This window comes from Alteromonas sp. BMJM2 (assembly GCF_027257845.1).
Lineage (GTDB): Bacteria > Pseudomonadota > Gammaproteobacteria > Enterobacterales > Alteromonadaceae > Alteromonas.
This window is the reverse complement of sequence record NZ_JAPVOT010000002.1, coordinates 13,994-40,797: the sequence shown is the minus strand read 5'-3', so window position 1 is coordinate 40,797 and position 26,804 is coordinate 13,994. Positions and strand designations below refer to the sequence as shown.

Here is a 26,804-nt window from a genome sequence, read left to right as displayed (position 1 = left end):
GAGGCTCATGGACGAGCCGAATAAAAAATTGATGTGCAAACGATTTGAAGCCAAAAGGTAGTAACAAGAGGTAAATATAATGGACATCAGACCTATTAAAACAGATGCCGACTACCGCGCGGCATTAAACGACATCGAAAACCTAATGATGGCGGAGCCTGATACCGTCGAAGGCGAAAAGCTGGACATTTTGGTTACGTTAGTCGAGGCCTACGAAGCAAAGCATTTTCCAATGGATTTGCCAGACCCTGTTGAGGCAATAAAGTTTGAGATGGAGCGCAAAGGCTTAACGGTTAAAGATCTTGAACCCATGATAGGTAAAAGCAATCGTGTTTATGAAATCCTAAACCATAAGCGATCACTCACGCTAAAAATGATTTGGAAACTTCATGAAGGGCTAGGTATTCCAGCAGAGTCACTGATCAAGCCACCGCAAGTTCGCGCTTCATAGCGCTGCGAATCAAAAATAGTTTGTTTGGGCGTAAAGCGGCTTTCGCCATGCTGCTCGATAAAACTGCGCACCTGACGAATGGCTTGTTGGTCTTCATTGGCGGCCACACCACCGCGAGCAAGTATCCATTGGTTAAGCTGGCTTAAACAGGTAGCTTCGACACTTTGAGCTGACCAATCGAGTACTTTGGCTTGAATGGCTAACAGGCCTGCGCTGGCAAGTAAGGCAATCTTTTCGGCGACCCGGCGCACTTGGCCGTCAGCCTCCGCTGGTAAGCTGGCTAAAAAACGTTGGCGTACGTTTTGGAAAACGGGTCGCACCTGCGCGCTGTGCTGCGTTAAATACCGTAACCAGTCCAAGGCCAAGCAGCCGTAATGTTGGCGACTTTGCTGTTTTAGGTGATCGGCTAAATCGGCGGCGTTCATGCCATGGCTATGGTTAAACACGCCCATTTAGGGGCCAGCATCGGCACTCCTTCGTCATCTTTCTACCTGCAAGGGTGTTGGCTGCACTTTTTCATCCTAATCACTTAGGCTACTAAGCTCATAGGATTCAAAAGCTTGCCGCCTACTTGCAGGCAGAAATCTATAGAAGGGATCAATCACGCGCACTTGCTGCCCCGCTTTTATGTTCAGGACGAACACCAACGATTAATAGCGGGTTATCCAGACAAGAACGGCCAACGTGCTGCCGCCAACTGTCGCTACTTCCTTGTTGAATAAAGCCTTCTATCGGGTGCATGGTTTGCAGCACCATGCGCGGGTTGTTGCTGTGTTCGCTTGGGTAAAAGGTGAGGCGCGGATGCACATAAGCGTGGTGATGCCAGCCAATGCAGTTCACGCTGATGGCCTTTTGCGTGGCAAGTTCGCCCATTTGTTGAATAAACAGCGAGAGCAACTGCCGCGCTTTGACACTGTTACTTAGGCGCATGCCTCGGCTGAGTAGAATTCGGCGGTACTCGCTGCCGTCTCCGGCCAATAGCTCTGCTGGCATGGCCCAATAGCGATGGCGATTGTCATCGTCTAACCAGTGCAATAAATAGCCGCCCTTTGTTTTCAAGAAAAGTGTCCCCTTGCGGATCGCGGGTGCGGGCGGCCACTTGCAACCAAGAACAGATTTTAACTGGGCTATCTTGCCCTGTCGGTTGCATCACCAGCCAGTTTTGCGCGTTATAGGCAAAACCAGCCGGTAATGTTGGCACGTTGTGATTCATCTCATTGGCAAGTAACTGGGTTGATGCTGATGGTTTATCCACGGCCATAAGCAGCACCGATACGGCGAGTTTCAATCCACTGGTCGATATCGCTTTCTAACCAGCCCACGGCACGCGCCCCAATACGAATGGATCGCGGAAATTCACCGTTGGCCCCTCTCTTTGTGCAAACAAGGCATAAATGGTACTGCGGCCAAAGCCGGTTTTTGCCTTGACCTCGGGCAAGCGCAAAATCCGCTGCTGACGCGCTGGCTGGGTTAATTTGGTGGGTGATTGTGTAGTTGGGTTCATTGTTTGCTTCCTCACTGTTCTGTTAAGTTCAGTTAGGAGTTTGCCAGCACTAAACGGACGCAGTAGGCAGATAAATGCCCAGATCGTGCAGCTTTCTGAGGGTACAGGTATCTACCTGCCCCAGTTTGTAGATAGTGCCCCAAATAATAAATACCATGTGGGCAGGGTTAGTGTGTGGCTAAATGGCATGAATTAAGGCTTTGCCCAGACTGCCCCAAAAGCCCAAAAGCCCAAGAGTTAAGTGCCAAAAGCTTTCTCAAAAAAGGAAGGTCTTGCTCAATTAGAACACCATAACACTTTTATGCGCATAAAAATGTAAAATATCACACTTTTCTGCGCGTAAAAGTGTAGATTGAGTTATACTACAGGCAGTTAACAGTCTTAATTAGCGGGAAATGACAATGCAGCGCAACTTACTCAACGCCCTAATAGCATGGAAAAATCAACCGGTGCGCAAGCCATTATTGATCGATGGTGCAAGACAAACAGGTAAAACCTATCTGCTACAAGAGTTATTTGGGAACACCTTTGCCAACATCCTTCGTATCGACTTCCTTGAAAACCCTGCCTACAAAGAAGCGTTCGATGGCTCATTGGCACCTGACGAGCTAGTAATGAACATTGAGTTGTTAACCAACCAAGCGTTCAATCCAGAAACCGACTTGCTGATATTAGATGAAATTGGCGAATGTGAACGAGCCGTTACTTCGCTTAAGTATTTTGCCGAAAAAGCACCGTCCAATTTTGTCGCAGCCAGCGGTTCCAACATTGGTTTGCTCAATACCTTCCCTGTAGGCAAGGTAGAACAATACAATTTACGCCCACTGACCTTCCAAGAATTTATTTACGCATCCAACGAGCAAGCACTGATCAAAGCATTTGATAGTCAAGCAAGCACACCGGCGGTGCACACTAAACTGATGGATAAACTAACCGACTATTTTTTTACCGGTGGTATGCCGGAAGCCGTTTCTGCTTGGTATCAGTATAAGGATTCAAGCATTCTAGAGCGTGTTGAAAAAGTCACAAAAATTCATGCCGATTTAGTTGAAGGTTATCGCCGCGATTTTGGTAAGTACGCGGGCAAGGTCGACGCCACACTGATTGAATCGGTATTTAATAGCATTCCAGCCCAGCTATCACTTGTCAGCGATGAGTCGGTTAAACGCTTTAAATTTAAGCATGTGCATGAGCGTAAATCTCGTTATAGCGATTTTGAAACCGCGATCCATTGGCTTAACTGCTGCCGCTTAGCTTTGCCAAACTACCCCGTTGAAGGATTGCCGAAATCTCCGTTGGCGGCCTATAAAAAAGAAAATATGGTTAAACTGTTTCTGTTTGATGTGGGCCTGCTCAATCATATGCTAGGCAGCAGTTATAAAGAGATTAAGCAACAAAACTATGAATACAAAGGTTATGTGGCTGAAAACTTTGTGCAACAAGAGCTCACTGCTATTGGCGTTGACCCAAGCTATTCATGGAATGATGCCCGCGCCGAAATCGAATTTATTTTGGCAACCGATGAAGGCGATATAATCCCTGTTGAAGTCAAAAGTGGCAAACGTACTAGAGCCAAATCGTTGGCATCCTACGTTGAAAAATGTACTCCAAGTAAAACCTTTAAGTTAACGGGTACACAAGGCTCTTCAGCGTTAGAACAAACCAATATCGTGATGCCTTTGTATTTCACGCAGTATTTACCTCAGAGATGGTAAAGGCGCGTTGCTTAGCCCCGTGATCTACATAAAGTGACTTAAAAGGTAACAATTTGTAGACCTTTGATGGGCTTACAACCTTTCAATCAACCCTCAACCAGTGTTTTGCCAACGTCATTTGGCCAGCCTATCGCCTCATCGTTTAAAGCAAATCACTCAAACGATTTAATAGTGCTTTACGGCTATTATTCGCCACAACAAAGCGCTTAAAAATATGCTGAAACTCCGCCACTTCGTTTTTAAATTGATAGGCTTCCTTCAGCTGATGCAGATAGCCCGATGCCGCATCGTAACCACTGGCGCAGGTTCGTTTAGCTTGGGCCTGTGCTTGTTTCCAGTAGTACTCACGCTGATTGTAGATATCCGTCAACGCTTTTTCTTTTGCCGCTTTTTCGATGGCTAATTTTTTTGCGAGTGCTGCGGCTTGCTCTTGTTGTAATTGACTTTGCGCTTGCTCGATGAAAGGGAAAATCAGATCGGGGGTTAACCAATATTGATAGATTTCGCCTGAGTTGGCAGCGTCTTTTCGCGTCAGCGCTAAGGCTTGGTGTCGGGTTAGCTGGCCTTGCTCAAACAGCGTGCGTAATAGCGTGTCTTTCTCAACTTCCGAGAGATTGTTTAGCCACGCATCAAATTGAAACTGGGGTTGTTTGGCCTGGTGACTGGGTTGTTCGTTCAGCACCATGGCAAGTGCCTTAACTAATGCTAAGGGAATATCATACAGTGCTGCAAAGGCCTGCAAATCTTCACTGAGGTGTTCAAAATCGAATTGAATCAACGGTATTCGTTCAACCTCGTCATTACAATCAAACGCTTTGAGCCACAGATAGTACACAAGGCGCCAATCCCCTTGTATTAACCCACTGCGTAAAGCAGCTAAATACTGGAAAAAGTCGTCGGCATCTTCATCGTCAAAATATTCGTAATACTCCTCAAGGGAGAATATCAGCAACTGCCATTCATCGTTTTCGTGAACATGAAGCCCATCACTTGAAAAGCCAAGCAACGCATCAGGAAGTGTTCCAGCTGGTAACTTGATGTAAGCATCGATTGAGCCCCAATCAGCATAGTAAAGTCCGATGTCGAAGTATTTTAACATCAACTCAAAAGGTTCTGCCTTTAAGTCACTGTAGGTGTAATACACCTGAAAGGACGTTGTGCTGATCTCAGCACGGCTTGAAATGGATCTGAGTGCTTGACGCGCTGTAGCGTCTAAATACCCATCCAGACGATCGAATTTATAGTATTGATATTCGCTCACGATGACCTTCCTATGTATTTATTAAGAATTGAAAAGTTTGTTTTACTTTTATTGAAAAAGCGCGGCATTTTCTTGTTTACGCTGATCCAATGTCTTAGTAATCGCAGCTACTGTTGTTTTACTGATCCCTTGTTGCTTCGCAAGATACGTAAATTGGCTGATGGCTTCTGCGACTTCTTCAATGACTTGCTTTGCATCATGCCAATTCGCAAAGCCAGCACTGGTAGCAAGTTTTTGCATCACCTTAAGCGGTGGCGCTTTGCCATAACCTCCGAACGCAGTGGCGTGTTCGTTGAATGGATGTGGGCTGTAGGTAACATCGTAAAAAGGTGCAGGGTTCCATTGACCGTCATCCGCTTGCAAAAACGCCCAGTTTTTACTGTGGTCGTCTTGGTTAGACGACAGCAGGTTAAAAATGGCGCGGCGAAATTGCAGCTGCCCAGCGGCTGGTGATTTACATAACTGACGACTGGCTTTTATCAAGTCAATATAATCTAAACTTGGCGTTCTAAAGTCTGCATCCAGCAGCCCGCAAGCGCTGTGCATATGTAATCGACCTGCACTGCGCTTGCTGCCTAAGTCGGCCTGTTCAGTGACATAATCAAACCGCTTAAGCGCCAACCAAACAGGTGCACCGCTTGAAGATGGTGCTTCAATGAGTTGCCAGACTGGTGTTTGACACTTGGCAAGCTCGGCCATTTGCAAATAAACCGCCTCACACAAACCTTCTTCATGGCCAAGCGCGAGATTTTTAGAAGTAAATTTAATCAGCCACGCTTCATCATCAGGCTTTGCAAAGGTTCGGCATTGCCGAGCTTCCCCAGCAGGCATATAAATCTGTGCCTTTGGTCTTGCCCCACCCGAACTACCTCCGGCGACTAATGCGGCCAGCACCTGTTGAGTATGTCCATCTAACTCATCGTGGTTGTCGTCCATATAATCTGACATTGAAGCATCGAACAGCGTTTGTGCTTCTAAGCCTAACGTCGCTAAATCAATATCCGCGTGCGTGGTGGCTGAAAACTCAGATACCGGAGAAAAAGACAATGCTCCCATGCCTTTATCTCCGACAAAGGCCAGTCTATCCATCGCCGTTAATTGATTAGGTAGGATACCCTTTTGCCGGAACATACGATCTTGTAACAGCATGCCCCAGCCATCGGGTAAACAATCTCCAAATACGCCATGTACACCTTGGTGCGGCGCTTTAGGTGCGACTTGAACTTGCGCGTTCGCATGCAAGGTAAAAGGTGATAAATTGCCAAACTGCTGCAAATAGCTGTCTGCATACTGAAAAAAAACACCTTGCCGATTCTGTGCCAAGACCCCTACAGCAACCTGCTCACCTGAACTTAAGGTGCGAGTTACCATGAGCTTTTGAATGGGTTTAAAACTCATCTTTTAGCACCTCATCAATACTTGTGGGTATAACAGCAAGCTCTTTGTTAGGTTGTGTGAGTTCGTACAAACGCCCAAGCGAGTCGAGGGTCTGCCAAAGCAACAGCAATTGGCGAAATGAAATTTGCCCAGTCAACTCAAACTTCTTAATGGTGGCCGCAGGCACACAGCTCCGCTCAGCAAGCGCTGCTCGTGACAGCTTTGCCTGCTTGCGTAACTCACGCAAATAAGCCGCATAGGCTTGGCTTACATCGGTATCATCAAGTAAGGTAAAATTCATCCGCAAAGACCAATTGGATACAATTATATCCATTATAGCGAAATAAATCAGAAAGTGGACACTATAATATCCATCAGTGCGTAGAGTGTTGAAAAAATTATTCGATAAAGCCCTTCAAAACTGCTATTTTTATACTCTAAAAGCAGCATAAAAACGGCACTGTTTTTCCTTAGTCATAGCCAAGAAGCACCACTAAGATTTAGTAAAAGCCATAGGCAAGTGGTGGGCAGTTTGGTGGGCAAACAGGCATTTTTGAACGGTTTCTTTTCGATAATCTATTGAGTTTCTTAGGGTCTAGACTGGTACTCAATGAGCAGATCCAGAATATAGAGTGATAATTTACTCCGTTGATTAAGGAAGCCCAGCACAAAAACTTTGCTGAGCTTTTTTCTTCACTAACACTTATCTGGCCATTTATTTTTTAATACTGCGTTAAACAACTTATATGTGTTGCACCTAATGAAGTAGTGCTAATTTTGCTAGGTTACGAACAGTTAGATTTCACGGCTGATGATGTATCTAAAGTCTCTCACAAGGTATAGTGAGCCAGAAAGCGCTTTCTCACACTACGCGTCTCACTCGTCATAGTTTAATTTAGCTACACTAGAGATAACTGATAGATTGCGTTCTTTTTATCATTCTATATAGCGTTATTGCTCACCAACATGAGAATAAAATACACTGTGAATAACCACTTTCTGGGGAAAGCACAAATGAAAAAGATAGCTGACACATCTAAATGACCACCATCTATGAGGTAGCGGCACGAGCCGGAGTATCCTTGTCCACGGTATCTCGCGTACTCAATGGCAAGGCATCTGTGAATACAGAAATGGCCGATAAGGTAAAACGAGCGGCAAGCGAACTACGCTATACACCGAGCCAAAAAGCTCGCTCATTGGCATCTAAATATAGCCATGCGATAGGCGTTGTGCTGCCTAACAAGAATATGTTGTTCTCTTCGCACTTACTTTTTTCTTTTGAGCATATTTTGCGACAATACCAAAAGCATTGTGTAGTGGCTTTCTCTCACGATACTCTTGAATCGGAAAATGAGGCAATTGAGTTTTTGTTATCTCAAGGATGTGACGGTGTATTCGTTACCACCATTGCCTCGAACCCCATTGCGTCCACTACACAACATCTGCAGGATAAAAAACACAGGGTTGTCGCATTGAGTAAAAGCGAACTTAAAGGTGGTGTGACGGGGTTTTCTGCGTCTATTTTTGAGGTGGCAGCATACGCGTTTACACAACTCAGAGACTTGGGTCATAACGATATTGCACTAATTAGTGATAATTCCGAGTTGGTTAGCCACACCAATGATATATCACCGGCACTAAAATCGGCACTTTCTCGTTTATCTACAACTGGTTCCGCATCATTTCGTCCCGAGCTATCCGTTTATGTGGGCAGCGAAAATACAGATGATCCCTTGTTAGACCTACTCGCTAGAGATGCAACATTTTCAGCGCTCATTTGTACCAGCGACACGTTGGAACAGCGTATTGTAAGCAGTGCAAAAGAATTAGGTATGGAATTGCCATATGATTTATCAATTATTACAGCCCAGTCACCGGACTCGCCCTTGAGTACTTCAAAATCCACATTGTCATACTCTGTTTCAACAGTGGCTTATTCAACCCTAGATATCGCTAAAGTGGCAGCACACTACTGTCTTTCAACCTTTTATGAACAAGCAGCAGGTGAAGACACAATTGATTCCACGCTTCCTATGTCAACAGCACCTATCTTTCTTGATTACGGAAGCACGGTTTCTTTTACTTAACATGTTAGGTAACAACGTGTTGAACGCTCCTGTAACGCTTAGAAAAAAGCGCTAAAGATTTACGTAAAGTAACGCGTTATGCTGTGTATTACACTCTCGTTTTAGGACATTACTATGACTCGAATTTTAGCTGCACTCCTTTTGTTTTTGAGCACCACGCTTTTGAGCGCTGAAAATAACGAAGCCGATGAAAGAAAGGTTTCTCATGTACTCAATGCCCTGCATGAAAAAGCGTCCGCAGCTGATTTTGAAGGGTACTTTGATTTATATTCCTCTGATGCTGTATTTATTGGTACAGATGCTCATGAGGTATGGAGTATCGATGCCTTTAAAGCCTACGCAAAACCCCATTTCGATAAGGGAACAGGTTGGACCTATTTACCACGTGAAAGGCATATTTACTTTTCCCCCAATGCACAGGTCGCGTGGTTTGATGAATTATTGGATAACGAAAAGTTAGGCGAAACGCGAGGCACAGGGGTACTTATACAGACTGACGACACATGGAAGGTAAGTCAATATCACCTCGCTATACCAATTCCAAACAGTTTGGCTACTTCTGTTGCGTTACAGATTAAAAAGCAGACAAAAAAATAGAGTCATCTACATGACTCTATTTTTTAATAATTGCACTTTACTCTAGGTATTTGATTGTGTGAGCGGTTGAATTTCCATTTCCACGCGACGGTTCATCGAGCGATTGGCCGCGCTATTATTTGGCACTTTTGGGGAATACTCGCCCATGCCTACTGTCGTAATTCGAGTTGAATTAACTGAAAAGTTAATTAGCTGATTCTTCACCGCACCAGCCCTGCGTTCAGATAAAGACTGATTATACTGTTCAGCACCAATATCATCGGTATGACCTTTAATCATAAGTACCGTTTTCTCATAGTTATTCACTACTTTAGCAACGTCTTGTAAAACTGGATTAAAGTTTGGACTAATACTCGAACTGTCAGTGGCAAAGGTAATGTCACCCGGCATGATAAGGCGGAGATTGTCACCTTCTCGTACAACTTGAACACCGGTGTCAGACAGTTCGCTACGTAGCTCCTCTTCTTGCTTATCCATGTAGTTACCGATTGCACCACCCGCAATGGCGCCCACTGCCGCGCCCCAAGCATATCGACTTTTGTCGTTATCGCCCGTTGCTTTACCTAGTACAGCACCTAGTACGGCACCAATCGCTGCGCCTTTTTGTGTATTATTCGGGTCATTTGCACAGCCTGCAACGGTAAGTGAAGCAGCAATTACACTTATAGCTAATGTCTTTTTCATAAATTCCTCTTTTGCGCTAGGCGCTTTCGTTGCGTACTTTGTAAAGCGCTACAAATAGGCGGCCAGCGTTCTGTTGATTAATCACTATTAGTCGTTGTGTGAAACTTTTTGTTCAAGTTCAACGTTAATAAATCTTCTTCGTTTACCTAAACCAGCAATAAATATTCCAATTCCAAATAGTGCGACCACATAAAACAAGCTGTTCGCTTTTCATAGTTTTGCTTAAACCTAGTTACATAAGGGCTTAGCTGTGAATAGGTTTATACTAAATTAGGAAAGCTGAACATAAGATTAATGCAGCTTTTACTATTAAAGAGTCTCATTAAATTCTGACCCAAACGGCATATATCTACACGATCGGCATAACAGCATGTAATCTCTACATACTATCTGTTGCTTAAAAGCAACAATGTTCAAAAGTCTATCATTGAGTTATCAATCAATTCAGTCACAAACAATCGGCAGGTGGTTTTGACGTTTAACCACAGTGGCGGGTTCAATGAAGTTTTCATGGAGGAAGTTGAGTACACAAGGCGCTGACTCAACCTATGGATACTGAGCGCTCAAAGAAGCTATTTACATCTATTTTATAGTCTGACGGGATAACCGCCTTTTGAATTTTTAACGAACTATCGCTTGAAAGATCGATATCTTTGGGCGTCAAATAATGACTGCTTTTTACTGAATAGAATACTTTTACAATAGGGGATAGCGGCGAGTCATTTTGTTTCAACACCATAGCCAACCTGTCGTTAGACAACAGTACTAGACTTCCTACGGGATATACTCCCATACACTTTATAAATTGCTGGACCAAACCTACATCGAGACGACTTTGCGCATCATTCATTAGTATGGAAAAGGCTTTTTGACTAGACATCCCACTTTTATAAACTCTGTCGGCTGTTAACGCATCGTACATATCAGCAATGGCCAGCATACGACCCGCAGTGCTTATTTCATCACCTTTCTTCCCTGCTGGGTAACCTAAACCATCTAAACGCTCGTGATGCTCGCCTATCGCTTGAATTAAAGGCAGTGCCACGTCTGTATTTTGAAGGTAATCTACACCGTGGTTAACATGGCTTTTCATAACGTCCATTTCTGCATCGGTAAGCCTTCCAGGCTTATGTAGAATCTCGTCGGGAATATTTATCTTTCCTAAGTCATGAAGGAAACCCGCGTACGAGAGATCTTGAACCTCTTCTTCAGACATCCCCATAAAGCTTGCGAAATTAGCCAGCAAAATAGCAACGTTTAAAGAGTGCTCGAGAAGATAGTCGTCTTTTTCACGAATTTTAGTTAAACACAGCAAGGCATCGGGGTTTCTGTCTACCGACTCCACTAGCTTGTTAGAAAATGCCTTGGGGATACTGGCATCAAAAGGGGTTTCTTTTTTAACGTTATTAAGTAAAAGCTTTTGTATCGCCTTACCTTGAGCATGTAATTTCTCTGCTCTTACCAGCTCATTTTCTAATGAAACATGTGATGTCTTTTTCACACTTTTTTCTGCCGAATGGCGTGCTAACTGGGAAGTGTCCTGTTTGTCTTTGTCTGATAGTGGTACGAATGCTTTTTCAGTATCAATAGCAAGCAATTTAACACCTTGCTTTTTAAGTAGCTTTATTACTTCTTGCGAAGTTACCTTTCCTTGGTTTTTTACAGCTAACGTACCTTTCTGTTCAATAATTTTGTGAACAAACATACCTGGCTTCAATTCATCAATACTGATTTTTTTTAGCATTCGTTGTACTGCGCTCTTAATAACTACAAAGGTGTGGCAAAGTTTACTAATACTCCAACTTAGAAAGTACGGTATATAAGTCTGGCTGCCAACCATAATCTTTTATGCTTACACGACCGTTTGTTACCAATACTCCCTCTTCTAAAAGGCGTGCGCCCTGCACTTGTGCTAAGTCTGAGCCTAGAGGGAAGGCAATTTTACCATCAGCTCTCAATACTCGATGCCAATTATGATGCCCATCTAATAGCCTTAAGCATTTGCCCATTACCCTTGCACGCCCGGGAAGTCCACAGAAATCGGCGAGTTGCCCGTAGCTGACTACCTTACCGCTAGGCACCAGTGATAATGTCCTCTCAACTCGTGATTTTATCGTGTTTATCTCTGTCATGTATATTAAACAACCTTCCTAACCACTGTATTTGCAGATAAACTGCTCAAGTTATTAGTGTTATAACTTTACTGCTTATCGAGACTATGTCAAAAAACACGCTCAGACGTTATTGCTCTTCATGCAAGTACCCGCAATCAACCTGCGTGTGTAGTGAAATAGACATTATCAGTGTTCCTGTCAACGTGATTATTTTACAACATGCAAAAGAACAGCGGCACGCGAAAAATACGGCACGTTTAGTGTCGTTGTGTATTCCTACCACTAACATTATCAGTACAGATGACGATGATGCTGTTACTAATCTTCGTAAACACTGTACTGAGGCGAATTCGGCGGTTATTTATCCCAGTGATAAGAGTACGGCGATAGAAAGTGGTTCAGGCACACCCCTTGATGGCGTAGATACCGTTATTTTTATAGACGGTAGCTGGAAACAAGCGTTTGGTATGGTGCAAAGATACCCTTGGCTTAACACATTGCCAGCTTTTCATTTCAGACACGCGCCCAATACCAGTTATGCTATACGCCATACTCGCGTTGATAAAGCCTTATCGACGCTAGAAGCCGTGGCTTATACCTTGTCGTTCGCGTTTAAAACTGATGTGACTTCATTACATAAGGCGCAGCGAGCAATGCAGCAGCACTGGAAGGGTCCACAATCTCATCGTCGTCGTAGTAGTGAATAGGATAAATTTACTGAATTTTTTAGTGTTTAAAACTAAGCTCCACTAGAGATAAAAGAACCCAAGAAAAAGGAAGAGGTATTAAACACAAGATAAAATAGAGCGCATGACGTTTCATTAGTGGTGCTTTGTATTTTTCCATTTCATTGAGTAGTAACTCTATTTTTTTACTCGCGTCATACGAGGTTTCACTCTGAATAAGTTTGGTAATTTGGCTTTCGTTCTCATTTATCAATTTCTCCGACAAAAATTTTAATTGCCTGATTAATTTCAACATAGGCAAAAGTACTATTAAAGAAAAGGATGTGCCTAGGCCAGAGATTACTGCTAAATCTGAAAAATGTACTGGTTGATTTATCCAGAAGACAGGCATTATCGCCATCGCAAATAACAAGGTAAAAGCCGTGGTCAATCCAAATGCCAGCAAGTTTTGTAGCACTGAAATCTGCTTTGACAGACTTTCATTTTCCACCTCCTTCGAGAGTACCCTGAGATATTGATTGTTCGACAGGATTTGAAGACAAAATAACGAAGTAAGCACCCAAAATGGTATAGCGGTTACCGCGATGAAAAACACTTCAGGTTCGTTTATCCTAGCGATAACACCTTCAGTAATCATATAGACTATTGGCATTATAAATCCAATGGATGTTGACCAGATTAGATGCTGTTTAAACTTCCGAGAGATTTCACTTCGATGGTAATAAAAACTTTGGTATTGCCGATTGACTTCCATCACTCTTTCTAAGTTCTGAGCCACTTTTTTGTGAATATACCGAATAGCAAACAAGAAATAGCAGGTGAGTAGACTTATACCTAATGCGGTATTGAAATCTCGCTGGGCATTTTCTGATGAGATAGGAACGCTAATAGAACCTACAGATATATGCACTATCAGTAGTATGCATAGTAATATAATAGGGTAGAGAACTAATGTAATATTTTGTGTTTTCATTGTTCAAAAAGCAGCACTATTCAAATTAGATACTACGTTGTTGCCTTTTATCTATTTAAATAATAATAACTAAAAAACCAGAGGAGTATAATAAGGCTTAGACTGGCGACATACTTTTTAATTTCGAGTAGGTTTCGTGCACGCATGTGAGTAAGTTTAAAGCTAGTATCATCAGTATTGGTGTCAATTGATACCTCAACATTTCGATTACTATAGCGTATTTCATCAGTTTTGTCTGAAATACGTCGCTTATCAGCACACCAAAGACTGTATAACCTCCACGTTTTTCTTGTAGGTCCGCAAATAACTAAGATCAATAAGAGTGTGACAATGACCACCTCACTTATCAGCATTGGTTTATTAAAATAAAGTAAGGGGAAAAAAAGCGTTAGATAAATCAATTTTGATATATTTGAAACAACAAATTTAACGATTAAGAACGATCCATTCAGACGGTCAATCTTACTTGATGTTTTGAATAGAATGGTATGAATCAAGTAATTGAGATTTGAATTTATTTGAACTATCGCCAAACCTAGAAAGAAGTAAAACGTGGCATAATTTAAAAGATATACATATTGATAGAGGGTAGGCGGTAAAGCTAATAGGCTCTCTGCGAAGACTGAAAATGTAACGAAGATTAATGCGACAATTAATGTGTTGAACGAATCAAGTCTATACCTACTCCTAATTTGCTTACGCTTAGCACTTAATTCACTTAATTGATTGGTCTTTATCAATAATGAAATAAGTAAGCTTACTAAATTTAAGTTATTAAATTTCAAACATAACCATAAGTATCCACTACCGACACTCATTATCATTCCTGACAAAAAGTATGTATCCACAAAATCACTGGTGCTTGAAACGCTCAATCCAAAAGCGGTAAAAAATTGAGAGAGAATCAAAAGTATTGTAATTAGGCACGGAAACACCGTAGTAAGAAAATGATTTCTTGAATTATTATCAGACATTAGATTCATTATTTATTGAACGTCTTCTTCACCGGCTGATAAAACATTTGAGGCAATGGCCTCAAATGCAAACAAAAAACCCGCCTTTAGGCGGGTTTTTTAATATAACTGCTCGCTTATTTGCGTAACTTCTGAATAAGACGAAGTTGCGCGATTGCTTCAGCTAGCTGGTGAGCTGCCTCTGCATAATCGAAGTCAGCGCCTGGGTTGGCGATGTGCTCTTCTGCACGTCGTTTGGCTTCTTCTGCTGCCTGCTCGTCAAGATCTTCAGCTCGAACCGCGGTATCAGCCAGTACGGTAACGTTACCAGGCTGTACTTCAAGTACACCACCAGCAACATAAATTACTTCTTCTTCACCGAACTGTTTAACCAAACGCACCATACCAGGTTTTATAGCAGAGATAAGTGGCGCGTGACCTGGGTGTATACCCAATTCACCTTCGCTACCTGTCACTTGAATCGTTTCTACAAGACCAGAAAAAATTTGTTTTTCTGCGCTTACTACGTCCAAATGTACTGTCATTGCCATGTGAACCTCCTGATTAGGTACGTAAGCATTATAAGGGCTAGCGTTAGCTAGCCACCTAATTATGCTTTATTGGCTTTCTCTCGCGCTTCTTCGATAGAGCCAACCATGTAGAATGCTTGCTCTGGAAGATCGTCGTATTCACCTTCCAGGATACCTTTAAAGCCACTGATTGTGTCTTTAAGAGATACATACTTACCTGGAGAACCTGTAAATACTTCTGCTACGAAGAAAGGCTGAGATAGGAAACGCTGAATTTTACGAGCACGTGATACCACTTGCTTGTCTTCTTCAGATAGTTCGTCCATACCTAGGATAGCAATGATATCTTTCAGCTCTTTATAGCGCTGAAGAACCGTCTGCACGCCACGAGCAACATCGTAGTGTTCTTGACCAATTACTAGTGGGTCAAGCTGACGAGATGTTGAATCTAGTGGGTCTACCGCTGGGTAGATACCTAAAGAGGCAATATCACGTGAAAGTACTACCGTTGCGTCTAAGTGAGCAAAGGTTGTCGCAGGTGACGGATCCGTCAAATCATCCGCAGGTACGTATACCGCTTGGATTGAAGTGATTGACCCCGTCTTCGTTGACGTAATACGTTCTTGAAGTACACCCATCTCTTCCGCTAGCGTAGGCTGATAACCTACCGCAGAAGGCATACGACCTAGAAGTGCTGATACTTCAGTACCTGCTAGTGTGTAACGATAGATGTTATCTACGAAAAATAGTACATCACGACCTTCGTCACGGAACTTCTCGGCCATTGTAAGACCAGTAAGTGCTACGCGAAGACGGTTACCTGGAGGCTCGTTCATCTGACCGTAAACCAACGATACTTTATCAAGTACGTTAGAGTCGTTCATTTCATGATAGAAATCGTTACCTTCACGAGTACGCTCACCAACACCGGCGAATACAGAGAAACCACTGTGCTCAATAGCGATGTTACGAATAAGCTCCATCATGTTAACGGTTTTACCAACACCGGCACCACCGAACAAACCAACTTTACCACCCTTAGCGAATGGGCAAACCAAGTCGATTACTTTAATACCTGTCTCAAGTATTTCTACTGAGCTAGATTGATCTTCGTAGCTAGGCGCTTCACGGTGAATAGACATACGCTCTTCTTCACCAATTGGACCTGCTTCGTCGATTGGGTTACCCAATACGTCCATGATACGGCCTAGTGTGGACGTACCAACTGGAACCATAATTGGGCCACCAGAGTTTTCTACTGAAAGACCACGACGTAGTCCATCTGTTGTACCTAGCGCGATGGTACGAACAACACCACCACCTAACTGTTGTTGCACTTCCAGGGTTAAACCTGATAAGCCACCTTCGGTAACTCGTAGTGCGTCATAAACTCTTGGAACCGCATCTTGTGGAAACTCAATGTCCACAACGGCGCCAATGATTTGGACGACCTTACCTTGACTCATAATTTGTCCTCGTTATCTCTTTTAAACCTTTGCCTACACCGCTGCGGCACCGCTAACAATCTCACTAATTTCTTGTGTGATTGCAGCTTGTCGCGCTTTGTTATATACCAGTTGCAGATCATCAATAAGATCGCCGGCATTGTCTGTTGCTGCCTTCATGGCAACCATTCGCGCAGCCTGCTCTGACGCTGCGTTTTCTACAACACCCTGGTACACCTGAGATTCAATGTAACGAACCATTAATGCTTCCAAAATTTCTTTTGGATCCGGTTCGTATATGTAATCCCAACGATGTTGATATTCTTCGTCTTGTGACTTTGGCAAAGGCAATAACTGATTGCTCACAGGTTTCTGTGTCATCGTGTTTACGAAGTCATTGAATACCAAGAATACTCGGTCTATCTTGCCTTCGTCGTACGCTTTAAGCATAACGCGTACAACACCCACTACATCACTCACTGACGGCTTATCACCCAATCCAGATTCAGCTGCTAGCAAGCTGCCACCAAATCGATTGAAGAAACTACAAGCCTTCGCGCCTAATGCAGCGAAATCTACTTCAACACCCTGATCACGCCATTGTTTAACGTTCTGAGCGACAAGCTTAAATTCGTTGGTGTTTAAACCACCACATAAGCCTCGGTCAGTGGAAACCACAATATAACCAACACGCTTGATTTCACGCTCTTCCAAGTAAGGATGGCGATACTCAAGGTTACCGTTAGCAATGTGACCAATCACTTTTAGCATGTTTTGTGCGTACGGACGGCCGGTGGCCATACGTTCCTGCGCCTTTTTCATTTTAGACGCAGCAACCATTTCCATTGCACTGGTAATTTTTTGAGTATTTTTAATACTCCCAATCTTACCTTTTATCTCTTTACCGCTGGCCATGACTATCTCTCCGATTACTCAACGTGTCGCCGGTTATGCTATTACACATTACCGGCTGCATTGATTACCAAGTTTGTGTCGCTTTAAAACTAGTTAATGCGTCATTCAACTTAGAGGCAATCTCGTCGTTGTAGTTACCCGTTTCGTTGATAGTCTTCATAAGGTCAGCGTGCTCGCTGTTCAAATACGAGTGAAGAGAGGCTTCAAAATCTAAGATTTTGTCCAGCTCAACGCTCTTTAGAAACCCTTTTTCTACCGCGAACAGGGATGCACCCATATCAGCAATTGAAAGTGGAGCATATTGCTTTTGCTTCATCAGTTCTGTAACGCGCTCACCGTGCTCAAGTTGCTCACGAGTCGCATCATCAAGGTCTGAAGCAAACTGCGAGAACGCAGCAAGTTCACGATACTGTGCAAGTGCTAAACGAATACCACCACCTAGCTTCTTGATGATTTTAGTCTGTGCAGCACCACCAACACGAGATACCGATACACCCGCGTTTACGGCTGGACGGATACCTGAGTTGAACAAGTCAGTTTCTAAGAAGATCTGACCGTCAGTAATCGAGATTACGTTAGTAGGTACGAATGCAGATACGTCACCAGCTTGCGTTTCGATAATTGGAAGCGCAGTTAATGAACCTGTTTTACCTTTCACTTCGCCTTTGGTGAAACGTTCAACGTATTGATCGTTTACACGTGCAGCGCGCTCTAGTAGACGCGAGTGAAGATAGAAAACATCACCTGGATAGGCTTCACGACCTGGTGGACGCTTAAGTAGCAATGAAATTTGACGATAAGCAACAGCTTGCTTAGACAAATCATCATATACGATTAATGCATCTTCACCGTGGTCACGGAAAAACTCACCCATTGTACAACCAGAATACGGCGCTAGGTATTGAAGCGCAGCAGATTCAGAAGCAGAAGCAGCAACAATAATTGTGTGCTCTAACGCTCCGTGCTCTTCTAGTTTACGTACAACGTTTGCAATAGTTGATGCTTTTTGACCAATCGCTACGTACACGCACTTAACGCCTGTACCTTTTTGATTGATGATAGCGTCTATCGCCATTGCAGTTTTACCGCACTGACGGTCACCGATGATCAGCTCACGCTGTCCACGGCCTACTGGCACCATCGCATCAACAGATTTATAACCTGTTTGGATAGGCTGGTCGACTGGCTGACGTTCGATTACGCCTGGTGCAATTTTTTCAACAGGTTCAAAACCTGCAGCTTCAATTGCGCCTTTACCGTCGATTGGCTCACCTAGTGTGTTAACAACACGACCAAGTAGAGCGTAGCCTACTGGAACTTCAAGAATACGACCTGAAGATTGTACTTTATCGCCTTCTTTCAGGTCCGCATATGGACCCATAACAACAGCACCTACTGAGTCACGCTCAAGGTTTAGTGCCATTGCGTAGCGGCTTCCTGGAAGCTCGATCATTTCACCTTGCATTACATCGGCAAGGCCATGAATACGGATAATACCGTCGGTTACTGCGACGATAGTACCTTCATTGCGTGCTTCACTGCTTACATTGAACTGTTCAATTCTTTTCTTGATCAGTTCAGCAATTTCAGTGGAATTAAGTTGCATGCTCTTATCCCCGTTATGCTTGCAACGCGTCTGCTAGACGGTTCAATTTCGACTTTACGGAACCATCAATTACTGTATCACCGGCATTTATTACCATTCCAGCGATCAGAGCAGGGTCCACGTTACAATTAAGCTTCACTTTACGTGCCAAACGTTTTTCCAACGACGCAATCAATTCAGATTGTTGTGCGTTGGTCAGCGCTGAGGCTGACGTTACGTCAACTTCTATTTCTTTGTCATAATCAGCTTTAAAAGCATCAAATAACGCAGAGATTTCAGGCAACGCGGCTAAACGTTTATTCTCAGCCAATACCTTCATCAGGTTTTGGCCGTGTTCATCGAGTTGCTCACCACAAACATTTACAAAAATGTCCGACAGCGTGTCAGCGGCAACGGCACCAGTTAGTAACTCGTGCATTTCATCGTTAGCAGCAACAGCACCGGCAAAGGTGAGCATTTCTTGCCATTTTGCAACAGCACTTTTCTCGACGGCAAAATCGAAAGCGGCTTTAGCGTAAGGACGAGCAACGGTTGTCAATTCAGACATGGCTCATCTCCTTCTCAAAGCTCAGCGACAAGTTTTTCAACAATGTCGTTTTGTGCGTTAGCATCGATTTCGCGTTGTAAGATTTGCTGTGCGCCAGCTACTGCTAATGCAGAAACTTGCTTGCGCAAATCTTCTTTGGCACGATTGCGTTCAGCTTCAACTTCGGCATAACCAGACGCGATAATTTTCTCGCGCTCTGCATGGCCTTTCTGCGTTTCTTCGTCAACCAATTGGTTGGCGCGCTTTTTGGCCTGCTCGATAATTTCAGCTGCTTGCGCTTTCGCGTCTTTCATTTGCTCAGTGGCTTTCGCTTGGGCAAGTTCTAAGTCTTTCTCTGCGCGTTCAGAAGCTTCAAGCCCATCGGCTATTTTCTTCTGACGCTCTTCAATCGCTGCAATCAGCGGTGGCCACACATATTTCATGCAGAACACCACGAACACAGCGAAGGCGATTAATTGACCTATAAAAGTGGCGTTAAAATTCAAAATCGCCCCTCCTCTTAAAGTTCGCTAAAAAAGTGGTTAGTAGAATTAGGCACCAACAGCGAACAATAGGTATAGAGCGATACCAACACCGATCATTGCGATGGCATCGATAAGACCCGCTACGATGAACATCTTAACTTGTAGTTGAGGTGCAAGTTCAGGTTGACGAGCAGCAGATTCTAGGAATTTGCCACCAAGTAGACCGAAACCAATAGCGGTACCTAGGGCACCAAGACCAATCAGTAGTGCAGCAGCGATGTATAACATTTACGTCTCCGATTTTAAGTTAAATTTAAAGTTAAAAGTAAAACTCTGTAAAAACGGCGCTAATTTTCCAGGTTTTATCAGCGCGCGTTAATGCTTAATGTTCTTCACACGCCAAGCTTAAATACACGATGGTCAACATCATGAAAATAAACGCTTGTAGCGGAAGTACCAAAATATGGAACACAGCCCACATGAAATGTAGTGGAAGCTGGAAGTAACCGATAGTGGCTATCAAAATAAAGATAAGCTCACTGGCATACAGGTTACCAAACAAACGTAGCGCAAGTGATAACGGACGCGCTAACAGTGTTACTGTCTCAAGAATAAAGTTTATCGGGATAAACGCAGGGTGTCCGAAAGGCTGCATTGTCAGCTCTTTCATGAAACCGCCGATTCCCTTCATCTTGATTGAATAGAACAAGATTAAGATGAATACACCTGTTGCCAATGCAAAGGTAAGATTTAAATCAGTGGTTGGCACTGCTTTGTTATAAACGTCGTGTGGGTCCATCCCAAATGCGGCTTGGCCAATTAACCCAGATACCCAAGGGATCAGGTCAACAGGCACTAAGTCCATTAGGTTCATCAATAAAACCCAAACGAAAATAGTGAGCGCAAGAGGTGCAATAAGTGCACTGCGACCGTGGAACGTGCTTTTTACGTTGTCATCAACAAACTCGACAACCAACTCAACGAATGCCTGCATCTTGCCAGGTACGCCAGTGGTTGCTTTTGACGCAACGCTTCTAAAGATAATTAGAAAAAGTAAACCAAGTCCGATTGACCATGCCAGTGTATCGACATGCCATGCCCAAAACCCAGCATCAGAACATGCTTTGTTAAAAGCAATTCCATTGTCGGTTGAGCACATGGTGGCATTGGTCAAGTGGTGCTTGATGTATTCTGAGGTAGTGTATTCAGATGCCATTGTTTAACCTAAGTTGTAAAGTGTAAAAATTCAGTAACTGGTTATCGTGTTTCTAACGGTTTCGCTAATGTCGTCGTTGTTATTATTTCGAACCGTAATGAAACATCGCTAGCGCGTGGCTAACGGTTGTAATCACAAATGCCGTAAATAAAACAAGTGGCATAACGTGTAAAAATCTAAATGCAATTACAAATAAAATAATTGTTAGCGCCAATTTCATTTTTGAACCTTGGCTAAAGCTGCGTGCAACAAGTTCGTTTTTACTCGCACCGGCGTATCGAAATGCAAATGCAGTGAAAACTGTTTTCGGCAAGATACTGATTAAGGCACCTGTCGCGGCTGAAATAGCCGGTATCGCGCCACCAATAAGCGCTGCAAATGCAACCATTACTGTGGCTGTGACAATTTGAAAAAGTAGCCCTTTTTTGGCGAGGGTTACCCCCCGTTTCGCTAACTTGTTTGTCACTCTATCTCGCTGCTTGTTCACGTCTTACAAAAAGCGTCAGAAGTATACTGTTTTACCGACAATTTTCAACAGTACATCGCTTTTTGAAAGTTATTCTGAAAATATCCTATTGCTATAACCGGAAAGGAGAGTGTCCGTTATTGTTAACAAACACCGATTATGGCAAAGAGACACCTTAGTGATGCACTACTTAAAATTAAAATAAGCTACTGAATTTTAGATATAATTCCATCTAACTGCTCTAAATCACTAAAGCTAATTGTCAGTTTTCCTTTGCCCCTCGCATTATGGTCTATATCCACTTGTGTACCCAAATTTTCTGAAAGTCGAGTCATAAGGTTTTGAACATCAGGATCAATTTTCTTTTCTGGCTTGGGTTTGGCGGGCTCTAAAAGCTTTTTCACTAGCTTTTCGGTATCTCTTACCGTTAGGCCTTTACCAGATACAATTTGTGCGGTGTCTGATTGAGTCTCGCCTTCTAAAGCGAGCAATGCCCTAGCATGACCCATTTCGATATCGCCATGCTCAACCAATGTTTTTACATCGTCGTTAAGATTATTCAAACGCAATAAATTGGTTACCGTCGTACGGGACTTCCCAACAGCTTCAGCAACTTCTTGGTGTGTTAATGAAAACTCACTCATTAAACGGTCGAGTGCTTGAGCCTCTTCCATCGCATTTAAATCTTCTCGCTGAATATTTTCAATTAGCGCGATGGCAACGGCCGCTTCGTCAGGCACGTTTTTAATCAGGCAAGGTACTTCGTCAAGCTGAGCCAACTGAGATGCACGCCAACGACGTTCACCGGCTATAATCTCATAGCGATTTTCATCGACTTGACGGACCACAATCGGTTGAATAATCCCCTGTGCTCGAATAGACGATGCAAGTTCTTCCAATGCATCCGGCGACATGTCTTTACGAGGCTGATATTTTCCGGGTACCAAAAATTCGATAGGCAGTTTACTTAAATCACCATTCGTTGATACGACCTCTGCGGCATCCTGTTCTCTTTGAGACGATGATTGGCTAGTAGCGAGAAGCGCATCTAACCCTCGGCCAAGGCCTCTTTTACGTGCTGACATAGTGTCCTCTATGGCATGTGCTGATAGGTAGCAGCTTATTTTTGTTTAACTCGCTTTTGCCTGAGAAGGCGAAGTTTTATCCCTGCGTCGCAGAATTTCACCGGCAAGGGCTAAGTAAGCTTTAGCGCCGGTAGACGACTTGTCGTAATACATTGCTGGCGTTCCAAAACTGGGCGCTTCAGCAAGACGAACGTTTCTTGGTATCACTGTGCGGTAGACTTGCTCACCAAAGTGACGCTTTAATTGCTCTGAAACGTCGTTAGCAAGGCGATTCCGAGGGTCATACATAGTACGCAAAACGCCTTCGATCTTCAATTCAGGATTAACAACAGACGCCAATTTTTGGATGGTGTCCATCAGTGCAGTCAAACCTTCAAGAGCATAATACTCGCATTGCATTGGAACCATCACAGAATCTGACGCCGCTAGCGCGTTAACCGTGAGTTGATTGAGTGATGGCGGGCAGTCAATAAAAATGAAATCATAATAATCGATGACGGGTTTCAGTGAATTACGAAGGCGCACTTCTCTGGCGAACATTTCCATCAGCTTAATTTCAGCTGCTGTCACATCCCCATTTGCTGCAATGAGATCGTATTTGCCAGCTGTGTTTTTGACAATAACCTCGTTAATGGGTTTTTCTTCGATGAGTAACTCAAATGCCGTTGCATCGACTTCATACTTATCGACGCCACTCCCCATAGTCGCGTTTCCTTGAGGGTCAAGGTCAATAAGCAATACTTTTCGCTTAGTCGCCGCCATAGATGCTGCAACATTTACCGCTGTGGTTGTTTTACCCACACCGCCTTTTTGATTCGCGATTGCGATTACCTTTGCCACACTAAATCCTGTTTTAACGTTGCTGAGTCTTTCTTAGCCAAACTAGATGCCTTTCACCTTCCAAATTTGGTACCGCAATATTTTCCGTAGCCGTAACTTGAAAGTGATCACTTACTTCATCAATCTCGCTTTGTGGAAATTGACCTTTTAGTGCTAAAAACTGCCCATCTGAATCTACCAGATGTTCACACCAGTGCAACATATCTTTTAGTGATGCGAATGCGCGACTAAGAACAATATCGTATGGCTTGTCGCCGACATGATTTTCTACACGGCTGTTGACGGGTGTTACATTGGTGAGTTTGAGCGTATGCACGCATTGTGTCATAAAGCGAACCCGTTTGCCTAAACTATCTAACAACGTAAAGGTTTTATCTGGGAACGCTATCGCCAGTGGCATCCCTGGTAATCCAGGGCCAGTTCCCACATCAATAATATTCTCACCGGTCAAGTGCGGCACAATGGCGAGTGAATCTAAGATATGCTTCACCATCATTTGCTTTGGGCACCTCACGGAAGTGAGGTTATAAGCTTTGTTCCATTTATCGATAAGTAAAACAAATTCAACAAGTTGTTGTTGCTGCTTGTCTGTTAGATTAAGTGAGAGGGCCTCAAGTCCAGAGGCCAATATGGAATGCAAATCTTGCTGTGTAGTCATCAAAAGGATTCTGTGTTGATATTGAACGCGGTTATGCGCTGATTTTTTCGTGTTTTCTTAGCATGCCATGTTTTTTGAGGTAAACCAGAAGCAAAGATATTGCCGCAGGAGTAATACCTGAAATTCGCGACGCTTTACCGATTGTCTCAGGTCTGGCTTCAGTAAGTTTAGTAATAACTTCATTGCTTAGACCCGAAATTTTACTAAAATCCATATCACGTGGAAGCAACGTATTCTCGTGGCGCTGTGCTTTGGCTATTTCATCCATCTGACGCGCAATATAACCTGCGTATTTAATTTGGATCTCTACCTGCTCAGCAGCGATGGGATCGGAAAGTCCAGGTCCCACGCTTTCAATTTCCATCAATTGTGAATACGTCATCTCTGGGCGACGAATTATTTCCTCCAGAGAATGTTCACGACTCACCGGTGTTTTTAGCATGGTGTTAAGTTCTGGTGTTGCAACGTGATCTTTGTGTATCCACTGACTGCGCATACGCTGAGTCTCAGTTTCAACAGCTTCCATTTTTTCGTTAAACTTAGCCCAACGCGCATCATCAACTAAACCAATTTCTCTTCCACGGGCCGTCAGGCGACTGTCTGCATTGTCTTCTCGCAGTAATAGTCTGTATTCAGCACGGCTGGTGAACATACGATAAGGCTCTTTCGTCCCCATGGTAGCGAGATCGTCGATAAGCACACCCATATAAGCCTGATCTCGACGCAAAATGAGCGGGTCTTTTTGCTGAACTTGAAGCGCAGCGTTCGCGCCAGCCACTAGACCTTGAGCCCCAGCTTCTTCGTAACCAGTAGTACCATTAATTTGACCAGCAAAAAATAACCCATCGATAAATTTGGTTTCCAGAGTTTGCTTGAGATCCCGCGGATCAAAGAAATCATATTCAATTGCGTAACCCGGTCTTACGATATGCGCGTTTTCAAAACCTTTGATGGAGCGCACAAGGTTCATTTGAATATCGAAAGGTAAACTGGTTGAGATCCCGTTTGGATAAACTTCAATGCTATTCAGCCCTTCAGGCTCAACAAAAATCTGATGAGAGTTTTTATCTGCAAATCGCGTAATTTTATCTTCAATACTTGGGCAATAGCGAGGTCCTATCCCTTCGATATTTCCAGTGAACATTGGAGAACGGTCTAATCCGCCGCGGATAATGTCATGGGTTTTTTCGTTAGTGTGAGTGATATAACACGGAATTTGTGTTGGATGCATATCACGATTACCCATAAACGAAACAACCGGAGTAGGGTTGTCGCCTGGTTGAGCTTGCATAACTGAAAAATCAAGAGACCGCGCATCAAGTCTTGCAGGTGTGCCTGTTTTTAAGCGATCAACCCGAAATGGCAGTGCCCGCAAACGGTCAGCTAATGCGATAGACGGTGGATCGCCTGCTCGGCCTCCGCGATAATTTTCTAACCCAATGTGGATGGTACCACCTAGGAACGTACCTACCGTTAGAACAACAGTTTGCGCCTTGAACTTTAATCCCATTTGGGTAACAACGCCGCATACACGATCGTTTTCGACAACCAAGTCGTCTACGCTTTGCTGAAATAACGTGAGGTTAGGTTGATTTTCGACCATATTGCGGATCGCATATTTGTAAAGCGTCCGATCCGCCTGAGCGCGTGTTGCTCGTACAGCAGGACCTTTGCTTGAGTTCAACGTTCTAAATTGAATACCACCGTGATCGGTAGCCAGTGCCATTGCACCACCTAAAGCGTCTATCTCTTTTACCAAATGACCCTTACCGATACCACCGATCGCAGGGTTACATGACATCTGGCCAATTGTTTCGATATTGTGAGTAAGCAAAAGTGTATTTGCACCCATGCGTGCAGCGGCAAGAGCGGCTTCTGTGCCTGCATGACCACCACCTACAACGATGACATCAAATGCTTGAGCATAAAACATGGAGTAAACCTCACTGAAAAACTATCGATAAACAAAAATTCTTTTTCCAGGATTTGCTGAAAAAAGGGCGCGTATTTTAGCTGACTTATTACCTAAAGAAAATGATTAAATTTTCTTCAAAACACAGGTTTGAAAAAGTGTGATCGGCTTTAATGATCTTAAGATCTCTTTTAGATCTGTTTTATATTTACTTTTATTAGGATCGGCAAGATCTGTGGGTAACCGATCAAAAGGCATTTAGATCATCGTCTTACGCGATCAATAACTTTGGGAAACACAGTCATATAACCCCCGGTTGATCTTGTGCATAAGCACCCTAGTTATCCACACAGGTGAATTTTTAAAAAGTTATTCTTTTTACGATCAGAGCTTATACACAGGGCGTTGTAGGATCCTATCCACAGGCTTGATCAAGATGTGATCGAGTTGGGGATAAAATGTTTGTTAATTCAATAGTGTGATCGCAGGATCGAGCAAATACACGGTGTACAAAGGGATCTTCCTGTGGAGGAGATCTTTCCACAATTTCGATACTGATCGTCTGATCTCCTTAACCTAAAGATCTCTAAATAATTCGTACTGCGAAAATTAATTTACCTTTTTTTATTAATTTAGAGCGCTAAATACAAAAAAGGACAATAAAGTTATTCACTTTGTTGTCCTTTAACAGGTCGTTTTGATTGTTATAAGAGGG

Annotated in this window: 27 protein-coding genes and 2 pseudogenes; 5 read left to right on the top strand and 24 right to left on the bottom strand. The window is 43.4% G+C overall.

Annotation, left to right across the window (positions count from 1 at the left end; all coding sequences use genetic code 11):
- Positions 1-79: 79 nt before the first annotated feature.
- Positions 80-451 carry a helix-turn-helix domain-containing protein gene (locus O9X84_RS02890; protein WP_000354815.1) on the top strand — a complete coding sequence of 124 codons (372 nt, stop codon included), beginning with the start codon at positions 80-82 and terminating at the stop codon, positions 449-451.
- 2 nt (positions 452-453) lie between these two features.
- On the opposite strand, the pseudogene O9X84_RS02885 reads toward O9X84_RS02890, so the two are convergent.
- The 4 genes and pseudogenes from O9X84_RS02885 to O9X84_RS02870 form a co-directional block, all read right to left on the bottom strand.
- Positions 454-927 (bottom strand): annotated as a pseudogene (locus O9X84_RS02885) (DUF927 domain-containing protein); the annotation flags it as partial.
- Positions 928-1,090: 163 nt separating this feature from the next.
- Positions 1,091-1,712 (bottom strand): annotated as a pseudogene (locus O9X84_RS19590) (DUF927 domain-containing protein); the annotation flags it as partial.
- Entirely contained in the window at positions 1,699-1,788 is a 90-nt protein-coding gene (locus O9X84_RS19605; protein ID WP_442864501.1) for an AlpA family phage regulatory protein, read from the bottom strand. The gene O9X84_RS19605 and the pseudogene O9X84_RS19590, both read right to left, overlap by 14 nt.
- The gene (locus O9X84_RS02870) at positions 1,761-1,955 is read right to left on the bottom strand and encodes an AlpA family phage regulatory protein (protein WP_442864497.1); all 195 of its coding nucleotides are present in this window, start codon (positions 1,953-1,955) and stop codon (positions 1,761-1,763) included. The genes O9X84_RS19605 and O9X84_RS02870 overlap by 28 nt, the downstream gene beginning before the upstream one ends.
- 401 nt (positions 1,956-2,356) lie before the next feature.
- Here O9X84_RS02870 and O9X84_RS02865 point away from each other — a divergent pair, with 401 nt between their 5' ends.
- Complete coding sequence (locus tag O9X84_RS02865) at positions 2,357-3,670, top strand: ATP-binding protein (RefSeq protein ID WP_269518055.1); 1,314 nt, start codon at positions 2,357-2,359, stop codon at positions 3,668-3,670.
- Positions 3,671-3,812: 142 nt separating this feature from the next.
- Here O9X84_RS02865 and O9X84_RS02860 read toward each other — a convergent pair whose 3' ends face one another.
- From O9X84_RS02860 to O9X84_RS02850, 3 genes are read right to left on the bottom strand one after another with little or no spacing between them, the layout of a single operon-like run.
- Positions 3,813-4,931 (bottom strand): hypothetical protein, encoded by a 1,119-nt coding sequence (locus O9X84_RS02860; RefSeq protein WP_269518051.1) that lies wholly within the window; start codon positions 4,929-4,931, stop codon positions 3,813-3,815.
- Between the two features lie 48 nt (positions 4,932-4,979).
- Positions 4,980-6,329: a type II toxin-antitoxin system HipA family toxin gene (locus O9X84_RS02855; RefSeq protein WP_269518050.1), complete on the bottom strand. Its 1,350-nt coding sequence runs from the start codon at positions 6,327-6,329 to the stop codon at positions 4,980-4,982.
- A complete protein-coding gene (locus O9X84_RS02850; RefSeq protein WP_269518049.1) occupies positions 6,319-6,609 on the bottom strand; it encodes a helix-turn-helix domain-containing protein in 291 nt (96 codons plus the stop codon). The genes O9X84_RS02855 and O9X84_RS02850 overlap by 11 nt, the downstream gene beginning before the upstream one ends.
- A 739-nt stretch (positions 6,610-7,348) precedes the next feature.
- Between O9X84_RS02850 and O9X84_RS02845 the strand changes: the two genes are divergently transcribed.
- Together O9X84_RS02845 and O9X84_RS02840 are read left to right on the top strand one after the other, a co-directional pair.
- Positions 7,349-8,398, top strand: a complete 1,050-nt coding sequence (locus O9X84_RS02845; protein WP_269518048.1) for a LacI family DNA-binding transcriptional regulator — start codon at positions 7,349-7,351, stop codon at positions 8,396-8,398.
- A gap of 114 nt (positions 8,399-8,512) precedes the next feature.
- Positions 8,513-8,995 (top strand): nuclear transport factor 2 family protein, encoded by a 483-nt coding sequence (locus tag O9X84_RS02840; protein WP_269518047.1) that lies wholly within the window; start codon positions 8,513-8,515, stop codon positions 8,993-8,995.
- Between the two features lie 42 nt (positions 8,996-9,037).
- Here O9X84_RS02840 and O9X84_RS02835 read toward each other — a convergent pair whose 3' ends face one another.
- From O9X84_RS02835 to O9X84_RS02825, 3 genes are all read right to left on the bottom strand, one after another.
- Positions 9,038-9,679 carry an OmpA family protein gene (locus tag O9X84_RS02835; RefSeq protein ID WP_269518046.1) on the bottom strand — a complete coding sequence of 214 codons (642 nt, stop codon included), beginning with the start codon at positions 9,677-9,679 and terminating at the stop codon, positions 9,038-9,040.
- Positions 9,680-10,220: 541 nt separating this feature from the next.
- Positions 10,221-11,423 carry an HD-GYP domain-containing protein gene (locus O9X84_RS02830; protein ID WP_269518045.1) on the bottom strand — a complete coding sequence of 401 codons (1,203 nt, stop codon included), beginning with the start codon at positions 11,421-11,423 and terminating at the stop codon, positions 10,221-10,223.
- A gap of 46 nt (positions 11,424-11,469) precedes the next feature.
- Positions 11,470-11,811 (bottom strand): MGMT family protein, encoded by a 342-nt coding sequence (locus tag O9X84_RS02825; RefSeq protein WP_269518044.1) that lies wholly within the window; start codon positions 11,809-11,811, stop codon positions 11,470-11,472.
- An 86-nt stretch (positions 11,812-11,897) separates the two neighbouring features.
- Between O9X84_RS02825 and O9X84_RS02820 the strand changes: the two genes are divergently transcribed.
- A complete protein-coding gene (locus O9X84_RS02820; protein WP_269518043.1) occupies positions 11,898-12,500 on the top strand; it encodes a tRNA-uridine aminocarboxypropyltransferase in 603 nt (200 codons plus the stop codon).
- A gap of 19 nt (positions 12,501-12,519) precedes the next feature.
- On the opposite strand, the gene O9X84_RS02815 is transcribed toward O9X84_RS02820, so the two are convergent.
- From O9X84_RS02815 to mnmG, 14 genes are all read right to left on the bottom strand, one after another.
- Positions 12,520-13,389 (bottom strand): hypothetical protein, encoded by an 870-nt coding sequence (locus O9X84_RS02815; RefSeq protein ID WP_269518042.1) that lies wholly within the window; start codon positions 13,387-13,389, stop codon positions 12,520-12,522.
- A 1,153-nt stretch (positions 13,390-14,542) separates the two neighbouring features.
- Positions 14,543-14,956: a F0F1 ATP synthase subunit epsilon gene (locus O9X84_RS02810; protein WP_032095253.1), complete on the bottom strand. Its 414-nt coding sequence runs from the start codon at positions 14,954-14,956 to the stop codon at positions 14,543-14,545.
- Between the two features lie 59 nt (positions 14,957-15,015).
- Positions 15,016-16,401, bottom strand: a complete 1,386-nt coding sequence (gene atpD, locus O9X84_RS02805) for a F0F1 ATP synthase subunit beta (RefSeq protein WP_269518041.1) — start codon at positions 16,399-16,401, stop codon at positions 15,016-15,018.
- A 33-nt stretch (positions 16,402-16,434) separates the two neighbouring features.
- Positions 16,435-17,295 carry a F0F1 ATP synthase subunit gamma gene (gene atpG, locus O9X84_RS02800; protein ID WP_269518040.1) on the bottom strand — a complete coding sequence of 287 codons (861 nt, stop codon included), beginning with the start codon at positions 17,293-17,295 and terminating at the stop codon, positions 16,435-16,437.
- Positions 17,296-17,359: 64 nt separating this feature from the next.
- Positions 17,360-18,901: a F0F1 ATP synthase subunit alpha gene (atpA, locus tag O9X84_RS02795; protein WP_032095250.1), complete on the bottom strand. Its 1,542-nt coding sequence runs from the start codon at positions 18,899-18,901 to the stop codon at positions 17,360-17,362.
- Positions 18,902-18,914: 13 nt separating this feature from the next.
- Entirely contained in the window at positions 18,915-19,448 is a 534-nt protein-coding gene (gene atpH, locus O9X84_RS02790; protein WP_269518038.1) for a F0F1 ATP synthase subunit delta, read from the bottom strand.
- Between the two features lie 14 nt (positions 19,449-19,462).
- On the bottom strand, positions 19,463-19,933 hold the full coding sequence (gene atpF, locus O9X84_RS02785; RefSeq protein ID WP_032095248.1) for a F0F1 ATP synthase subunit B: 471 nt from the start codon (positions 19,931-19,933) through the stop codon (positions 19,463-19,465).
- Positions 19,934-19,978: 45 nt separating this feature from the next.
- Positions 19,979-20,200, bottom strand: a complete 222-nt coding sequence (gene atpE, locus O9X84_RS02780) for a F0F1 ATP synthase subunit C (protein ID WP_032095247.1) — start codon at positions 20,198-20,200, stop codon at positions 19,979-19,981.
- A gap of 94 nt (positions 20,201-20,294) precedes the next feature.
- Positions 20,295-21,128, bottom strand: a complete 834-nt coding sequence (gene atpB, locus O9X84_RS02775) for a F0F1 ATP synthase subunit A (protein WP_032095246.1) — start codon at positions 21,126-21,128, stop codon at positions 20,295-20,297.
- Positions 21,129-21,210: 82 nt separating this feature from the next.
- A complete protein-coding gene (locus O9X84_RS02770) occupies positions 21,211-21,594 on the bottom strand; it encodes an ATP synthase subunit I (protein ID WP_269518036.1) in 384 nt (127 codons plus the stop codon).
- 206 nt (positions 21,595-21,800) lie between these two features.
- Positions 21,801-22,679 carry a ParB/RepB/Spo0J family partition protein gene (locus O9X84_RS02765; protein ID WP_269518034.1) on the bottom strand — a complete coding sequence of 293 codons (879 nt, stop codon included), beginning with the start codon at positions 22,677-22,679 and terminating at the stop codon, positions 21,801-21,803.
- A 45-nt stretch (positions 22,680-22,724) separates the two neighbouring features.
- Positions 22,725-23,519 (bottom strand): ParA family protein, encoded by a 795-nt coding sequence (locus O9X84_RS02760; RefSeq protein WP_269518033.1) that lies wholly within the window; start codon positions 23,517-23,519, stop codon positions 22,725-22,727.
- 13 nt (positions 23,520-23,532) lie between these two features.
- Positions 23,533-24,177 (bottom strand): 16S rRNA (guanine(527)-N(7))-methyltransferase RsmG, encoded by a 645-nt coding sequence (rsmG, locus tag O9X84_RS02755; RefSeq protein WP_269518032.1) that lies wholly within the window; start codon positions 24,175-24,177, stop codon positions 23,533-23,535.
- A gap of 31 nt (positions 24,178-24,208) precedes the next feature.
- Entirely contained in the window at positions 24,209-26,110 is a 1,902-nt protein-coding gene (gene mnmG / locus O9X84_RS02750; protein WP_269518030.1) for a tRNA uridine-5-carboxymethylaminomethyl(34) synthesis enzyme MnmG, read from the bottom strand.
- Positions 26,111-26,804 lie beyond the last annotated feature (694 nt).

Coding starts and splice junctions, on each gene's coding strand:
- O9X84_RS02890 (WP_000354815.1), top strand. CDS start 80: ATGGACATCAGACCTATTAAAACAGATGCCGACTACCGCGCGGCATTA.
- O9X84_RS02870 (WP_442864497.1), bottom strand. CDS start 1,955: ATGAACCCAACTACACAATCACCCACCAAATTAACCCAGCCAGCGCGT.
- O9X84_RS02865 (WP_269518055.1), top strand. CDS start 2,357: ATGCAGCGCAACTTACTCAACGCCCTAATAGCATGGAAAAATCAACCG.
- O9X84_RS02855 (WP_269518050.1), bottom strand. CDS start 6,329: ATGAGTTTTAAACCCATTCAAAAGCTCATGGTAACTCGCACCTTAAGT.
- O9X84_RS02850 (WP_269518049.1), bottom strand. CDS start 6,609: ATGAATTTTACCTTACTTGATGATACCGATGTAAGCCAAGCCTATGCG.
- O9X84_RS02845 (WP_269518048.1), top strand. CDS start 7,349: ATGACCACCATCTATGAGGTAGCGGCACGAGCCGGAGTATCCTTGTCC.
- O9X84_RS02840 (WP_269518047.1), top strand. CDS start 8,513: ATGACTCGAATTTTAGCTGCACTCCTTTTGTTTTTGAGCACCACGCTT.
- O9X84_RS02835 (WP_269518046.1), bottom strand. CDS start 9,679: ATGAAAAAGACATTAGCTATAAGTGTAATTGCTGCTTCACTTACCGTT.
- O9X84_RS02830 (WP_269518045.1), bottom strand. CDS start 11,423: ATGCTAAAAAAAATCAGTATTGATGAATTGAAGCCAGGTATGTTTGTT.
- O9X84_RS02825 (WP_269518044.1), bottom strand. CDS start 11,811: ATGACAGAGATAAACACGATAAAATCACGAGTTGAGAGGACATTATCA.
- O9X84_RS02820 (WP_269518043.1), top strand. CDS start 11,898: ATGTCAAAAAACACGCTCAGACGTTATTGCTCTTCATGCAAGTACCCG.
- O9X84_RS02810 (WP_032095253.1), bottom strand. CDS start 14,956: ATGGCAATGACAGTACATTTGGACGTAGTAAGCGCAGAAAAACAAATT.
- atpD (WP_269518041.1), bottom strand. CDS start 16,401: ATGAGTCAAGGTAAGGTCGTCCAAATCATTGGCGCCGTTGTGGACATT.
- atpG (WP_269518040.1), bottom strand. CDS start 17,295: ATGGCCAGCGGTAAAGAGATAAAAGGTAAGATTGGGAGTATTAAAAAT.
- atpA (WP_032095250.1), bottom strand. CDS start 18,901: ATGCAACTTAATTCCACTGAAATTGCTGAACTGATCAAGAAAAGAATT.
- atpH (WP_269518038.1), bottom strand. CDS start 19,448: ATGTCTGAATTGACAACCGTTGCTCGTCCTTACGCTAAAGCCGCTTTC.
- atpE (WP_032095247.1), bottom strand. CDS start 20,200: ATGTTATACATCGCTGCTGCACTACTGATTGGTCTTGGTGCCCTAGGT.
- atpB (WP_032095246.1), bottom strand. CDS start 21,128: ATGGCATCTGAATACACTACCTCAGAATACATCAAGCACCACTTGACC.
- O9X84_RS02765 (WP_269518034.1), bottom strand. CDS start 22,679: ATGTCAGCACGTAAAAGAGGCCTTGGCCGAGGGTTAGATGCGCTTCTC.
- rsmG (WP_269518032.1), bottom strand. CDS start 24,177: ATGACTACACAGCAAGATTTGCATTCCATATTGGCCTCTGGACTTGAG.
- mnmG (WP_269518030.1), bottom strand. CDS start 26,110: ATGTTTTATGCTCAAGCATTTGATGTCATCGTTGTAGGTGGTGGTCAT.